Annotated in this window: 14 protein-coding genes and 1 pseudogene; 7 read left to right on the plus strand and 8 right to left on the minus strand. The window is 71.7% G+C overall.

Annotated elements, in window-relative coordinates; genetic code table 11:
- Positions 1-101: 101 nt before the first annotated feature.
- Both ACIP94_RS19860 and ACIP94_RS19865 read right to left on the minus strand, forming a co-directional pair.
- On the minus strand, positions 102-1,127 hold the full coding sequence (locus tag ACIP94_RS19860; RefSeq protein WP_402426813.1) for a LacI family DNA-binding transcriptional regulator: 1,026 nt from the start codon (positions 1,125-1,127) through the stop codon (positions 102-104).
- A gap of 254 nt (positions 1,128-1,381) precedes the next feature.
- A complete protein-coding gene (locus ACIP94_RS19865) occupies positions 1,382-2,218 on the minus strand; it encodes a helix-turn-helix transcriptional regulator (protein ID WP_402426816.1) in 837 nt (278 codons plus the stop codon).
- Between the two features lie 102 nt (positions 2,219-2,320).
- Between ACIP94_RS19865 and ACIP94_RS19870 the strand changes: the two genes are divergently transcribed.
- From ACIP94_RS19870 to ACIP94_RS19895, 6 genes and pseudogenes are all read left to right on the plus strand, one after another.
- Positions 2,321-3,028, plus strand: coding sequence for an SDR family NAD(P)-dependent oxidoreductase (locus ACIP94_RS19870; RefSeq protein WP_402426820.1), 708 nt, complete (start codon positions 2,321-2,323; stop codon positions 3,026-3,028).
- 34 nt (positions 3,029-3,062) lie between these two features.
- Positions 3,063-3,220, plus strand: a pseudogene (locus ACIP94_RS19875) (rhamnulokinase); the annotation flags it as partial.
- Between the two features lie 72 nt (positions 3,221-3,292).
- Positions 3,293-4,048: a (Fe-S)-binding protein gene (locus ACIP94_RS19880; protein WP_402426823.1), complete on the plus strand. Its 756-nt coding sequence runs from the start codon at positions 3,293-3,295 to the stop codon at positions 4,046-4,048.
- 31 nt (positions 4,049-4,079) lie between these two features.
- Positions 4,080-5,558, plus strand: a complete 1,479-nt coding sequence (locus tag ACIP94_RS19885) for a LutB/LldF family L-lactate oxidation iron-sulfur protein (protein WP_402426826.1) — start codon at positions 4,080-4,082, stop codon at positions 5,556-5,558.
- Positions 5,555-6,199, plus strand: a complete 645-nt coding sequence (locus ACIP94_RS19890; protein ID WP_402426828.1) for a lactate utilization protein C — start codon at positions 5,555-5,557, stop codon at positions 6,197-6,199. The genes ACIP94_RS19885 and ACIP94_RS19890 overlap by 4 nt, the downstream gene beginning before the upstream one ends.
- 22 nt (positions 6,200-6,221) lie before the next feature.
- A complete protein-coding gene (locus ACIP94_RS19895) occupies positions 6,222-7,376 on the plus strand; it encodes an ABC transporter ATP-binding protein (RefSeq protein WP_402426830.1) in 1,155 nt (384 codons plus the stop codon).
- A 42-nt stretch (positions 7,377-7,418) separates the two neighbouring features.
- Here ACIP94_RS19895 and ACIP94_RS19900 read toward each other — a convergent pair whose 3' ends face one another.
- From ACIP94_RS19900 to ACIP94_RS19915, 4 genes are all read right to left on the minus strand, one after another.
- Positions 7,419-8,369, minus strand: a complete 951-nt coding sequence (locus tag ACIP94_RS19900; protein WP_402426833.1) for an ABC transporter substrate-binding protein — start codon at positions 8,367-8,369, stop codon at positions 7,419-7,421.
- On the minus strand, positions 8,366-9,037 hold the full coding sequence (locus ACIP94_RS19905) for an ABC transporter permease (RefSeq protein WP_402426896.1): 672 nt from the start codon (positions 9,035-9,037) through the stop codon (positions 8,366-8,368). Before ACIP94_RS19905 ends, ACIP94_RS19900 begins: the two co-directional genes overlap by 4 nt.
- The gene (locus ACIP94_RS19910; RefSeq protein ID WP_402426837.1) at positions 9,034-9,714 is read right to left on the minus strand and encodes an ABC transporter permease; all 681 of its coding nucleotides are present in this window, start codon (positions 9,712-9,714) and stop codon (positions 9,034-9,036) included. Before ACIP94_RS19910 ends, ACIP94_RS19905 begins: the two co-directional genes overlap by 4 nt.
- Before the next feature lie 94 nt (positions 9,715-9,808).
- On the minus strand, positions 9,809-10,471 hold the full coding sequence (locus ACIP94_RS19915) for a UdgX family uracil-DNA binding protein (RefSeq protein WP_402426839.1): 663 nt from the start codon (positions 10,469-10,471) through the stop codon (positions 9,809-9,811).
- A gap of 147 nt (positions 10,472-10,618) precedes the next feature.
- On the opposite strand from ACIP94_RS19915, the gene ACIP94_RS19920 reads away from it, so the two are divergent.
- Entirely contained in the window at positions 10,619-10,978 is a 360-nt protein-coding gene (locus ACIP94_RS19920) for an ANTAR domain-containing protein (protein WP_402426899.1), read from the plus strand.
- A 270-nt stretch (positions 10,979-11,248) separates the two neighbouring features.
- Here the strand turns inward: ACIP94_RS19920 and ACIP94_RS19925 are convergent, their stop codons facing one another.
- A complete protein-coding gene (locus ACIP94_RS19925) occupies positions 11,249-12,043 on the minus strand; it encodes a SigB/SigF/SigG family RNA polymerase sigma factor (protein ID WP_402426842.1) in 795 nt (264 codons plus the stop codon).
- 319 nt (positions 12,044-12,362) lie between these two features.
- A partial coding sequence (locus ACIP94_RS19930) for an alpha amylase C-terminal domain-containing protein (protein WP_402426845.1) occupies positions 12,363-13,328 on the minus strand: 966 nt, incomplete at its 5' end.

Below are 13,328 nucleotides of genomic sequence, written 5' to 3' on the forward strand. Positions count from 1 at the left end.
GTCAGCGCGGAGGCACGTCAGCGCGGCGCCAGGCACGGAGGCAGGTCAGCGCGGCGCCAGGCACGGAGGCAGGTCAGCGCGGCGCCAGGCACGGAGGCACGTCAGCGCGGCGCCAGGCTCGAGCGGCGCACCACCAGCTCGGGCTGGAGCACGACCCGCCGGTGCGCGTGCCGGCGCGCCCCCGACTGCGCCTCGGTCTCCTCCAGCAGCAGTTCCGCGGCGAGCGCCCCCAGAGTGACGGCGGGCTGCCGTACGGAGGTGAGGGGCACGGCGGCCGCCGCGGCGAACTCGATGTCGTCGTAGCCCACGAGGGCGAGGTCCTCGGGGACGCTCACCCCGGCGGCGTACAGCGCCTGCAGGACGCCGAGCGCGAGCAGGTCGTTGGCGCAGAAGACGGCGGTCGGGCGGTCGGCGAGCCCGAGAAGCCGGGCACCGGCGTCCCGGCCGGCGGCGACATCCAGGCGCTCGGTGGGCAGTTCCCGCAGCGCCTTCGGGCCGAGCCCGGCCTCGGCCAGCGCGTTCAGGGCGCCGATACGGCGGTCCCTGACCTGGTTCAGTCCGGGCGGCCCGCTGACGTAGGCGATGGAGCGGTGGCCGGCGTCGACCAGATGCCGGACGGCCAGGGCGCCGCCCGCCACGTCGTCGACCGAGACCGAGCACTCCATGGTGCCCTCGGCGACCCGGTCGACCAGCACGAACGGGATGCCGTGGCGACGGAACGCCTCGATGTTGCGGCCTGTCGCGTCGGCCGGTGTGAGCAGCACGCCGCGCACCCGCTGCTCGGCGAAGAGCGAGAGGTACTCGGCCTCCTCCGCGGGGCTCTGCGCGCTGTTGCAGACCATCACGCCGAGCCCGGCCTGGCGGGAGGTGCGCTCGGCGCCGCGGGCCACGTCCACGAAGAACGGGTTGCCCATGTCGAGCACGAGCAGCCCCATGATCCGGCTGCGCCCGGCCCGCAACTGCCGTGCCGACTCACTGCGCACATAGCCGAGGCGGTCGATCACGGACAGCACGCGGGCGCGGGTCTGGGCGGCGACGGTCTCGGGACGGTTGATGACGTTCGAGACCGTGCCCACGGAGACTCCCGCGGCACGGGCGACATCCTTGATACCCACCGGCGGGGCCATCGGGCGGGAACCTCCAGAGCTACGAGGAGCGGCGGGGAAGACCTCACATTACCTGCGTGCCGCCCCACTTCCGCCCCGGTCGGACACGTGGTCGAACCGGAAGCCGCACGTCCGCCCACGGCAGTGGCGAGGGGTCCTCCCCGGCTGGGGCGCATGAGCAGGGGGGCGACGGCCGCACGGACCGGCGACGCACGGGAAGCGCGCGGGCGGACGCCGGCGCGGCACCGGTCCGGCAGCGGCAGGGAGCGCGGCCATCACACCAGCGCCTGGGTGCCGAGCACCGTCAGCAGGGCAAGGCGTTCGGCGTCCTCGGTGCCGGGCTCGGCCGTGTAGACCATGATGCGCAGATCGGCGCCCGCCACGGTGAGCACATCGCAGTCCAGGGTCACCGGGCCCACTTGGGGATGGTCGACGGTCTTGCGCGCGGCCTCATGGCGGCCGACGGCGCCGGAGTCCCACAGCTCGGCGAACCGCTCGCTGTGCGCGCGCAGTTCGCCGACCAGCCGTCGTATCCCCTGGTCGGCCGGATAGCGGTCGGCGGCCGCCCGCAGGTCCGCGACCAGCGCGGCCTCGAACGCGCGCCGCGACTCGGGGGTGTGCCGTACCCGGGTGCCCGGGCCGATCAGATTGCGCCACACGGCGTTGCGCTGGTTGCCGCGCCATCCCGACGGATCGCCCATCAGCGCGGCGTACGGCGCATTGGCCAGGAGCAGGGTCCAGGACGCGTCGTAGACGGCGACCGGCGTTCCCGTCAGCCGGTCCAGGAGCCGCTGCACGCTCGGGGTGAGGTGCGCGGGAACCGTGTCCGGGCCCGGCGGCGTCAGCCCGGCGAGCCGGAACAGATGCTCACGCTCGGTTCCCGACAGCCGCAGCCCTCTGGCCAAGGCCTCGACGACCTGGGCCGAGGGGTGGGAGGCGCGGCCCTGTTCGAGGCGCGTGACGTAGTCGACGGAGATGCCGGCCAGCAGGGCCAGCTCCTCACGGCGCAGGCCGGGCGCGCGCCGCTGTCCGCCGGAGGGCAGCCCCGCCGACTCGGGTGGGACCCGGTCACGCCAGCGGCGCACCGCCTTGCCGAACTCCGCCGTCGCCATGCCGACCAGTGTGCCCCGCACGACGGGCGTCTTCCTGGTACCGCTGGTCCCAGGAAGACCGGGCCCCTGGCTCCGCGGGAGGCCGCGCACCACCCTGGACGCATGACGACAACACTGATCACCGGAGCGAACAAGGGTCTCGGCTATGAGACCGCCCGCCGGCTCATCGAGGCGGGGCACACCGTGTACGTCGGCAGCCGGGACGCCGAACGCGGACGCCGGGCCGCCGAGCGGCTGGGCGCGCGGACCGTCCTGCTCGATGTCACCGACGACGCGTCCGTCGCCGCCGCGGCCAAGAGCATCGAGGCCGACGGCGGACTGGACGTCCTGGTCAACAACGCCGGTGTCGAGGGCCGGACGCCGGACGGCGGCGTGATCGGCGCCGCGGAGGTGACCGGCGAGGTGATGCGGACGGTGTTCGAGACGAATGTCTTCGGTCTGGTCCGCGTCACCCACGCCTTCCTGCCGCTGCTGCGGCGATCGGCCGCCCCCGTGGTGGTCAACGTGAGCAGCGGCCTGGCCTCGCTGGCCGGGGTCACCGCCGAGGGGACACCCGCGTACGGCTATCCCGGGGTGGCCTACCCGGCCTCGAAGGCGGCGGTCAACATGGTCACGGTGCAGTTCGCGAAGGCGTTCCCGGATATGCGGATCAACGCGGTGGAGCCCGGCTACACCGCCACGGACCTGAATCACCACACGGGCATCCAGACCGTCGAGCAGGGCGCCGAGATCATCGTCCGCATGGCACAGGTGGGTCCGGACGGCCCGACCGGTGGCTACTTCGACGCGGAGGGTCCGCTTCCCTGGTAAGGGCTGTGCATCGTTCCCGGAGAGGGCGCGTGGAGCGGGCACCGTGCTCGTCCAGGCCCGGGGCGACGGACTGATCGGCGACCGCGCGGACATGCGGCGCCCGGTGGCTCGTACGCAGCCGCCGACGCGGTACGAGCCGCGGGGCGACCGGCGCTGTGGCGTGCGGCGCAGGCGCGGCTCGCCACGCCGTGAGACGGGGTCTCCCACAGGCCGCGTCCGCCGATTACCCTGCACTCATCCGATGATCGACCGCAAGGAGCCGCGATGCGTGTCGCTCTGTTCCTGACCTGCGTCAATGACACGCTCTATCCGGACACCGGGCGTGCCGTGGTGAAACTCCTGACCAGGCTGGGCGTCGAGGTCGACTTCCCGTCGGCGCAGACCTGTTGCGGGCAGGCGCACTACAACACGGGCTACCGACATCAGGCCGAGCCGCTGGCGGTGAAGTTCTCCGATGTCTTCCGGGACTACGAGGCGATCGTGACCCCATCCGGGTCCTGCGGGGCGATGGTGCGGGAGCTGTATCCGCGCCTGGGTGAGCGGGCGCGGGCGGAGGGCCGGGGGGACGCCCTCGCGGCCGGCGTGGCGCCCGTGGTCCCGAAGACGTACGAGCTGACGGAGTTCCTGGTGGACGTGCTGGGGGTGACGGACGTGGGGGCGTACTACCCGCATCCCGTGACCTACCACCCGACATGCCACGGTCTGCGGAGCCTCCGGCTCGGGGACCGCCCGGCGCGCCTGCTCAGGGCCGTCAAGGGACTTGAGCTGATCGAGCTGCCGGGCGCCGAGGAGTGCTGCGGTTTCGGTGGCACCTTCGCGGTGAAGAACCCCGACGTCTCGGCGGCCATGGGCGTCGACAAGGTGCGCAGCGCGGAGTCGACGGGCGCGGAGGTGCTGTGCGCGGCGGACAACTCCTGTCTCATGCACATCGGCGGCACGATGGCACGGCTGCGCGTCGGCATGCGGCCGGTGCACATCGCGGAGATCCTGGCGAGCACGGAGGAGGAGCCGCTGGTATGAGGAGCTTCGTCGTGAGGAAGGGCGGCATCGCATGAGCGGGACATTCGTCGGTATGCCGGCGTTCCCCGAGGCCGCGCACCAGGCCGTGGGCAACCGGACGCTGCGCGGCAACCTGCGGCATGCCACCCACACCATCCGCGCCAAGCGGGCCAGGGCCGTCGAGGAGGTGCCGGACTGGGCGGCGCTGCGCGAGGCGGGCAAGCGGATCAAGGACCACACCCTGCGCCATCTCGCCCGCTACCTCGTGCAGTTGGAGCAGGCGGTCACGACGGCCGGGGGCACCGTCCACTGGGCGGCGGACGCGGAGGAGGCGGGCCGGATCGTCACCGAACTGGTCAAGGCGACCGGCGAGGTCGAGGTCGTGAAGGTCAAGTCCATGGCCACACAGGAGATCGGTCTCAACGAGGTGCTGGAGGCGGAGGGCATCCGCGCCTACGAGACCGATCTCGCCGAGCTGATCGTGCAGTTGGGCAGGGACCGGCCCTCGCACATCCTGGTCCCCGCGATCCATCGCAACCGCGAGGAGATCCGCGACATCTTCCGCTCCGAGATGGGCGCGTGGGGCCGTCCGGCTCCCGAGGGGCTCACCGACACACCCGCCGAACTCGCCGAGGCGGCCCGGCTGCATCTGCGGGAGAAGTTCCTGCGCGCCAAGGTCGCCGTCTCGGGCGCGAACTTCATGGTCGCGGAGACGGGCACGATGGTGGTGGTCGAGTCGGAGGGCAACGGGCGGATGTGCCTCACGCTGCCCGAGACACTGATCTCCGTCGTCGGCATCGAGAAGATCGTGCCGACCTGGCGGGACCTGGAGGTGTTCCTCCAGACGCTCCCCCGGTCCTCGACCGCCGAGCGGATGAACCCGTACACCTCGATGTGGACCGGCACGACGGACGGGGACGGACCGCGGGCCTTCCATCTCGTGCTGCTCGACAACGGCCGTACCGACACGCTCGCCGACCAGGTCGGCCGCCAGGCCCTGCGCTGCATCCGCTGCTCGGCGTGTCTCAATGTGTGCCCCGTGTACGAGCGGGCGGGCGGCCATGCCTACGGCTCGGTCTACCCGGGACCGATCGGAGCCATCCTCAGCCCTCAACTGCGGGGCACGGAGAGCGCGATCGACGCCTCGCTGCCCTACGCCTCGTCGCTGTGCGGCGCCTGCTACGACGTGTGCCCGGTCGCCATCGACATTCCGGAGGTGCTGGTGCACCTGCGGGAGCGGGTGGTGGAGGGCGGGCCCGCGATGCGGGAGGGCAACAAGGTCGTACTGCTGCCCGCGAGGGGACACGCGGCCGAGCGGGCGGCGATGCGGGCGGCGCGCTGGGCGTTCAGCCACCCCGGCGCACTGCGCACGGGCCAGCGCCTGGCATCGCGCTCGCGCCGCTTCCTGCCGCGGACCCTGCCGGGCCCCGGCAGGGCGTGGAGCGCGAGCCGGGATCTGCCGACGGTGCCCGCGGAGCCGTTCCGCGACTGGTGGCAGCGCACGCACGGGGGGAAGGAGGCGGCGAGATGAGGGGCAGCAGGGATCTGATCCTGGGCCGGGTGCGGCGCGCGCTGGCGGACGTGCCCCCGGACAGCACTCCGTACGAGCAGGCCGTTCCCCGTGACTACCAGGAGCGCCACGGCGAGCGCACCCCGGCCGAGACGGTGGATCTGCTCGCGGAGAACCTCGCGGACTACCGGGCGATCGTGCACCGGACGGACGCCGGGGAACTGCCGTCGGTCCTGGCCGGTCTGCTCGCGGCGCGCGGCGCGCGGACCGTGCTGGTGCCCGCGGGACTGCCGTCCCACTGGCTCACGGGCGTCGAACAGGTGACCGACCGAGCGGACAGCACCCCGTACGAACTCGACCGCGTCGACAGTGTGGTCACCGGCTGCGCGGTCGCGATCGCCGAGACCGGCACCCTGGTGCTGGACGGCTCACCGGATCAGGGCCGCCGCCGCATCACCCTCGTCCCCGACCACCACATCTGTGTCGTACGCGTACCGGACCAGGTCGTGGACTCCGTGCCCCAGGCCCTGCGGCGGCTCACCGCGACCCGCCCGCTGACCTGGATCTCCGGGCCGTCCGCGACCAGTGACATCGAACTGGACCGCGTCGAGGGGGTGCATGGTCCGCGCACCCTGGAGGTGGTGCTGGTGAGCGAGGCGTGACCGGCGCCGCTAGCGTGAGGGAATGATCCGGTTCGAGCAGGTCACCAAGCGGTATCCGGACGGCACGACGGCCGTCGACGGCCTGTCCTTCGAGATCGGCGAGGGCGAGCTGGTCACGCTGGTCGGACCGTCCGGCTGCGGCAAGACGACCACGATGATGATGGTCAACCGGCTGATCGAGCCGACCTCGGGGCGGATCCTCGTGGGCGGCGAGGACGTCGCGACCGTCGATCCGGTGCGGCTGCGACGGCGTATCGGCTATGTGATCCAGCAGGTCGGGCTGTTCCCGCACCGGACCGTGCTCGACAACACGGCGACCGTGCCCTGCCTGCTCGGCTGGAAGAGGACGCGGGCACGGGCGCGCGCGGCCGAGCTGCTCGACCTGGTGGGCCTGGACCCGAAGACATACGGGCCGCGCTATCCGGACCAGTTGTCCGGCGGCCAGCGGCAACGGGTGGGGGTGGCGCGGGCGCTGGCCGCCGATCCGCCGGTCCTGCTGATGGACGAGCCGTTCGGGGCGGTCGACCCCGTGGTGCGGCAGCAGCTTCAGGAGGAGTTCCTGCGCATGCAGACGGCCGTGCGCAAGACGGTGCTGCTGGTCACGCACGACATCGAGGAGGCCGTCCGGCTCGGCGACCGGATCGCGGTGTACGGGCAGGGGCGCATCGAGCAGTTCGACACGCCCGGGACGGTGCTGGGGGCACCCGCGACGCCACGTGTCGCCGCGTTCGTGGGGGCGGACCGGGGACTGAAGCGGCTGTCGGTGACGGAGATCGAGCCGAGCGACCTGGAGCAGCCTCCGATCGCACGACTGGACGAGCCCGGCGGGCGGGCGGCGGCCCGGCTGCACGCGCAGGGCGCACGCTGGGCGGTCGTGCTCGACTCCGCCGGCGATCTGCACGGCTGGGCCGGCGTCGACGAACTGGCCCGGGGCGGCCTGGTCCGCGACCATGCCCACAGGATGAACTCATGGGTGCCGGTGGGCGCTCCGCTGCGGCAGGCGTTCGGGGTGATGCTCCAGCACGACGCAGGCTGGGTGGCGGTGCTGGACGGGACCCGCTTCCTCGGGGTCCTGACCCCGGCCAAGCTCCATGAGGCCCTCCGCCGCTCGGTGGACGCGGACGCGCGGGGCGTCTCGCGCCGGGAGGTGTCGTACGAGTCGGTGGCGGACGCGTGAGGCAACCATGCCCCGGCGCGTCCGGCGGGCGCCGGGGCCGCGTCACCTCAGCAGGCCCTTGTGCTTGAGATAGGCGCGGGCCACGTCCTGCGGAAGCCGGCGCCAGCCTTCGACCTGCTGGTTCATCGACGCCAGATCCCGCGTGGTGAGAACGGAGTTGAGGGCGCCGAGCGCCTGGGCCACGCGTGCGCCGCCGGCGCGGGAGCGGCTGACGACCGGCACGATGTAGTCCGCGTTCTGCAGATGTCTGTCGTCCACGAGCAGAACCAGTCCGAAGGTGTCGAGGGTCGCGTCCGTGGTGGTGGTCAGCACCATCTGGTCCCGCCCGCTCTGCACGGCCCGCTTGGCCTGGGTGGTGCCGACACCCTTGGGGTCGACGCCGACGACGTCGATGCCGTACACCTTCCCCAACCCTGGTGCACAGTACGGCCGCCGCACACACTCGTCACCCGCCGCGAGCCGTACCTTCAATCCGGACCTGCCGAGGTCGCTCAGCGTCCTCAGGCGGTGCTCACTGGCATAGGCACCCGCCACGGCGAAGGCGTTCTGGTCGACCGCACGGCCGGGGTCGAGCACCGTGAGCCCACGGGGCGCCGCGAGGATGCGCAGGGCCTTCATGGTGGCGTCGAGGTCCGGTGAGCCCACGGGAGGGGCGTCGGGGCCGTGGGTCCTGGCGTTGAGCCAGTCCGCGAAGGTGGCCGCGTACTCGGGGACGACGTCGATCTGCCCGGATTCCAGAGCGGGTTCGTACAGCTCACGGTTGGCGACGGTGAGCAGCGACGTCTTGTAGCCGGCGCGGTCCAGCAGCAGTGCGTACATCTGGGCGAGCAGATCGCTCTCGGTGAAGCCGGCCGAGCCGACGGTCAGATGCCTGCTGTCGCGGGGTGAAGCGGTGACCCGGCCGCGGGTCTCCAGGGAAGGCCCGGTGGCGCAGCCGACGAGCGGGACCATGAGACACCCGAGGAGGAGGGTCGCGACCGCCGCGCGTCTCATCGCGCGCCTCCGGCCCGGGGCGGGACCAGCCGCTCGACGGCCTCGAAGATCCCCTCCACGAGCAGTGCCAGCGCTGCCACCAGCACGGCCCCGGCCATGACCTGCGGCGTGCTCGCCAGATTGAAACCCGCGGTGATGATCCGGCCGAGTCCTCCGCCGCCCGCGAGCGCGGCGATGGTCGCGGTCGCGACAAGCTGCACGGCGGCGATGCGCACTCCGTTCAGGACCATCGGGAGCGCGAGGGGAAGTTCCACATGGAGCAGCGTCTGCCGGCCGGTCATCCCCATGCCCCGCGCCGCCCGCACCACGCTGCGGTCGACCTCGCGCACGCCGACGTAGGCGTTGGTGAGCAGGGGCGGCACGGCGAACAGCACGAGGGCTACGACGGTGGGCCCCTCTCCCCAGCGGCCGAGCGGGGTGAGCAGCAGGAGCACCAGGACGGCGAAGGTGGGGACGGCACGGCCGACGTTGGAGATGTTGACGGCGAGCGCGCCGCCCCTGCCGAGATGGCCGAGGACCAGGGCGATGGGCAGGGCGATCGCACAGCTGAGGCCGAGGCAGCCGACGGTGAGGAGGACGTGCTGCGCCAGCCGGTGCCCGATGCCGTCGTCGCCCTCCCAGTGCGCGGGGTCGCCGAGCCAGTGCCAGGCCTCGCCGAGGGTGCTCATCCGCGTGCCGCCCTCGCCCAGGGAGTGAGCAGCCACTGCACTCCCAGCAGCAGCAGGTCGGCGGCCACGGCGATCAGCACGCACAGCACGGACGCGGTCAGCACCTGCGCCTTGAAGTACGTGTTCATGCCCGCGTAGATCAGGTTCCCGAGTCCGCCGAAGCCGACGATCGCCCCGAGGGTGACCAGGGAGACCGTGGAGACCGTGGCGATGCGGAGGCCGGCCATGGCGGCAGGCAGGGCGAGCGGGAGTTCCACGGTGAGCAGCAGCCGGATCGGGCCGTATCCCATGCCGTGGGCCGCCTGCCGGGTCTCCTCGGGGACGGCGCGCAGCCCGGCGAGGATGTTCCGGACGAGCAGGGTGAGCGAGTAGAGGACGAGGCCGGCGACCACCAGGGCGGGTGACAGTCCGTACAGGGGCAGAAGCAGCGAGAACATGGCCAGGGACGGAATGGTGTAGAGAATCGTGGTGCCGGCGAGCACGGGCCTGGCGATCGGACCCCAGCGACGCGCCAGCAGAGCCAGCGGCACGGCGATGACGAGCCCGATGAGCACGGAGGCCCCGGTCAGCCGGAGATGCTCGGCCACCGCGTCCAGGAGGATATGGCGGCGGGTGCGCACATACGCGCCGCAGATCCACTCGTTGCGGGCGAGGCAGTCGTCCGGGGGTGCGGTCACGGGTCCATTGCACCGGGTGGGCGAGCGGGGCCGCAGGTCGTGGGGGTCCGTCCGGGGTGCGGTCCGCTTCCTGGTGCCCCGGCCGGCCGGGGCGCTAACCCTGCCCGTTCAGGGCCCGTGCCGCCACCTTCAGGTCCGAGACGAGACCGGCGTACGCGGCCTCCCGGTCGTCGGCGCGCAGGATCGCCGAAGGGTGCACGGTCGCCACGACGTACTGCTCGTCGGCGCCCGGCATCGGCAGCAGGCTCCCCCGGTCCTTGGTCACCCGGAACGAGCCGCCCAGCAGCGCCTTGCCCGCGGTGGCACCGAGGGCCACCACGACCTCGGGGCGGACGAGGTCCAGTTCCGCACGCAGCCAGGGCTTGCAGGCGCTCAGCTCGCGCAGGCTCGGCGCCTTGTGGATGCGCCGCTTGCCGCGCTCGGCAACGACGGTGAACTTGAAGTGCTTGACCGCGTTGGTGACATAGGCCGTACCGCGGTCGATCCCCGCCTCCGCCAGCGCCCGGTCCAGCAGGCGTCCGGCCGGCCCGACGAAGGGCTCGCCCTGCCGGTCCTCCTGGTCGCCGGGCTGCTCCCCGACCAGCACGATCCGTGCCGAGGAGTCTCCCCTGCCGAACACGGTCTGGGTGGCGTTCGCGTACAGGGGGCAGCCCTGGCAGTCCGCGGCCGCGCGCCGATATGCGGCCAGCCCGCCGTCGTCCGGCAGAAAGGGGGTCGCGTCGTAGGCGCTCGCCCAGTCGTCGTCGGAATGGCTCATGCCTGCCTCGCTTCCGGCCCCGCCGTGGCGGGCCCCGAGCCCGGAGTACCCCTTGCCCCGGCTCGCACACGCCTGGTGGAGTGGCGACGATGGAGGAAGCTCGCCATCGCGCAGCCATGCCACGCCGCCTCGGAGGGGCCGATGACCATGGACGCCCATCCGGGCAGGCCGGGAAAGAAGGAACCGGACGCCACCGCGCCCGAGACGGAGCGGATCTTCGAGCTGGAGGAGGAGATCAGCCAGCTGAAGGAGGCCGTCACCTCGCACGCGGTCGTGGACCAGGCGATCGGGATGCTGGTGGCCGTCGGCCATGTGACCCCGGCCCAGGGGTGGGAGGTGCTCCGGGAGGTCTCCCAGCACGCGAACGTCAAGCTGCGCCATGTGGCGGAGCTGATCCTGATCTGGGGCGGCGGCGGGGATCTCCCGGCCGATGTCCGGAACCTTCTGGAGGCCACGCTCGACCGCTACGGACCGGCGCAGCTCCCGGAGGATCCCCCGCGCCCTTGAGGCCCGGCCCCGGCCCTGGTCAAGCGCCGCCCGGCCCCATCCGGGCCTGGCGAACGTTTTGCGGTCAATGACCCGTCACTTTCGCTCCGTTGCCCTGCGGGCGACGTGTTTCAAATACCCTCTCACGGATAGTCCGGAAAGAGCGGAGCACTGCCAAGCCGTTCCCGGGAGGGTTCGGCAGTGAGCCCACCGCAAACGGCCGTCCGGTCGACGAGTCGCCGACCCGGGCGGCCGGATGCGATTTCCTGCCGCAGTATCGGATCGCCGGTGTCAGACGATATCCGCGAGCGCCTCCTCGCGTACCCGGGCGCAGCATCCGCTGAGCAATCGTGAGACATGCATCTGTGAAATACCGAGCTGGTCCGCTATGCGGCTCTGGGTCATCCCGCGGAAGTAGCGCAGATAGAGGATCGTGCGCTCGCGCTCCGGGAGCGACCGCAGACACGGTTTGACGGCCTCGCGGTCGACGATCAGGTCGTACCCGGAGTCGGCTTCACCGAGGGCGTCACCCAGGGCGTATCCGTCGTCGCTGCCCGCGACCTCCGCGTCCAGGGACAGGGCGGTGAAGCTGTCCATGGCCTCCAGGCCCACTCTGACGTCCTCCTCGCCGAGGTGGGCGTGCTCGGCGATCTCGGCGACGGTCGGGCCGTGTCCGGGGGTCTCCTGGGCCAGCTCCTTGGCCGCCGTCCGCACCCGGTTGCGCAGGTCCTGGACTCGGCGGGGCACGTGCAGGACCCACATGTGGTCCCGGAAGTGCCGCTTGATCTCGCCGGTGATGGTGGGGATGGCGTAGCTCTCGAAGGCGTACCCCCGGGCCGGGTCGTAGCGGTCGACCGCCTTGACCAGTCCCAGCGCCGCGACCTGGCAGAGGTCCTCGACCGACTCGCCCCGCCCTCGATAGCGCCGGGCGATGCGATCGGCCATCGGCAGCCAGGAGCGGACGATCCCGTCGCGCAGCGCCTGGCGCTCGGGACCTTCGGGCAGTTCGCGCAGGCGTGCGAACGCGTCGGTGGTGTCGGGTGCGTCGTCGTGGGGATGCTGCTTCGCCTTTACCGTGATGCGCATCGTGCTTTCAACTCCCTCAAGGGGCCGACTGGGCAGTCACCGTGGGAAGGCGCACTGACGGACCACACGGGGAGCCACACACCCGGGATCTGCTGGGCCAGTTTCCACGGAGGTGCCTCCTGTCCGAAGCACTCTTACGAGCCATTCCCGTCTTTTCGGACGCCAAACAATTCGCAGGACACATTTCGCGGTCCCACCGCGGTCGCTCTGGAGGATCTCGTCGTTCCGAAAAGGGTCGGACCATGCGACGGGGCTTGTTTCGGGGCATGGGTGGGTGCGCGGGCGCGTTTTTCACGGGCGCGGAAAATTTTACGGGAATTCACTGACTCCCGCTGGGGGGACATTCCGTGACGGGACGCAGCCATAGGGTGGCGAGCGGGGGGAGCGTCAGGCGGATGCCGTGCCCGGGACCGGCCGCGGGGGTCAGGGGGCCGGCGTTGCGGACGTCGCTGCCGCCGTAGCGGGCCGCGTCGGTGTTGAGGACCTCGTCCCAGGCGGTTACGTCGTCGGGCACGTCCAGGCGGTAGTGGTGGCGCACGACCGGGGAGAAGTTCGACACGGCGAGCAGGGGGGTGCCCGCGGCGTCGAAGCGCAGGAACGCCAGCACATTGTCGTCGGCGGCATCGCAGACCACCCAGCGGAAGCCGGAGGGCCGGGTGTCGCACTGCCACAGGGCCGGGGTACGCAGATAGATCGTGTTCAGGTCGCGGACCAGGTCGCGTACGCCCCGGTGGTCGGCCGCGGCGCCGTAGCCCGGCTCGAGCAGCCACCAGTCGGGGCCGTGGGCCTGGGACCATTCATCTCCCTGGGCGAACTCCTGTCCCATGAAGAGAAGTTGCTTACCCGGATGGGACCACATGAAGCCCAGATAGGCACGATGGTTGGCACGCTGCTGCCACCAGTCGCCGGGCATCTTCGACACCAGCGACCGCTTGCCGTGCACGACTTCGTCGTGGGAGATGGGCAGGACGTAGTTCTCGCTGTAGGCGTACACCATCGAGAACGTCATCTCGTGATGGTGGTACTTGCGGTGCACGGGGTCCTTGGACGCGTAGACGAGTGAGTCGTGCATCCAGCCCATGTTCCACTTCAGGCCGAAGCCGAGTCCGCCGTGGTCGGTGGGGCGGGTGACGCCGTCCCAGGCCGTGGACTCCTCGGCGACCGTGATCACCCCGGGGCAGCGGCGGTAGACCGTGGCGTTCATCTCCTGGAGGAACGCCACGGCGTCCAGGTTCTCCCGGCCGCCGTGCTCGTTCGGCCGCCACTGGCCGTACTCGCGTGAGTA

This window comes from Streptomyces sp. NPDC093261 (assembly GCF_044753645.1).
GTDB lineage: Bacteria > Actinomycetota > Actinomycetes > Streptomycetales > Streptomycetaceae > Streptomyces.

Excerpts from the sequence above, each read along its gene's own strand:
- ACIP94_RS19860 (WP_402426813.1), bottom strand. The coding sequence starts at position 1,127 with ATGGCCCCGCCGGTGGGTATCAAGGATGTCGCCCGTGCCGCGGGAGTC.
- ACIP94_RS19865 (WP_402426816.1), bottom strand. The coding sequence starts at position 2,218 with ATGGCGACGGCGGAGTTCGGCAAGGCGGTGCGCCGCTGGCGTGACCGG.
- ACIP94_RS19870 (WP_402426820.1), top strand. The coding sequence starts at position 2,321 with ATGACGACAACACTGATCACCGGAGCGAACAAGGGTCTCGGCTATGAG.
- ACIP94_RS19880 (WP_402426823.1), top strand. The coding sequence starts at position 3,293 with ATGCGTGTCGCTCTGTTCCTGACCTGCGTCAATGACACGCTCTATCCG.
- ACIP94_RS19885 (WP_402426826.1), top strand. The coding sequence starts at position 4,080 with ATGAGCGGGACATTCGTCGGTATGCCGGCGTTCCCCGAGGCCGCGCAC.
- ACIP94_RS19890 (WP_402426828.1), top strand. The coding sequence starts at position 5,555 with ATGAGGGGCAGCAGGGATCTGATCCTGGGCCGGGTGCGGCGCGCGCTG.
- ACIP94_RS19895 (WP_402426830.1), top strand. The coding sequence starts at position 6,222 with ATGATCCGGTTCGAGCAGGTCACCAAGCGGTATCCGGACGGCACGACG.
- ACIP94_RS19900 (WP_402426833.1), bottom strand. The coding sequence starts at position 8,369 with ATGAGACGCGCGGCGGTCGCGACCCTCCTCCTCGGGTGTCTCATGGTC.
- ACIP94_RS19905 (WP_402426896.1), bottom strand. The coding sequence starts at position 9,037 with ATGAGCACCCTCGGCGAGGCCTGGCACTGGCTCGGCGACCCCGCGCAC.
- ACIP94_RS19915 (WP_402426839.1), bottom strand. The coding sequence starts at position 10,471 with ATGAGCCATTCCGACGACGACTGGGCGAGCGCCTACGACGCGACCCCC.
- ACIP94_RS19920 (WP_402426899.1), top strand. The coding sequence starts at position 10,619 with ATGGACGCCCATCCGGGCAGGCCGGGAAAGAAGGAACCGGACGCCACC.
- ACIP94_RS19925 (WP_402426842.1), bottom strand. The coding sequence starts at position 12,043 with ATGCGCATCACGGTAAAGGCGAAGCAGCATCCCCACGACGACGCACCC.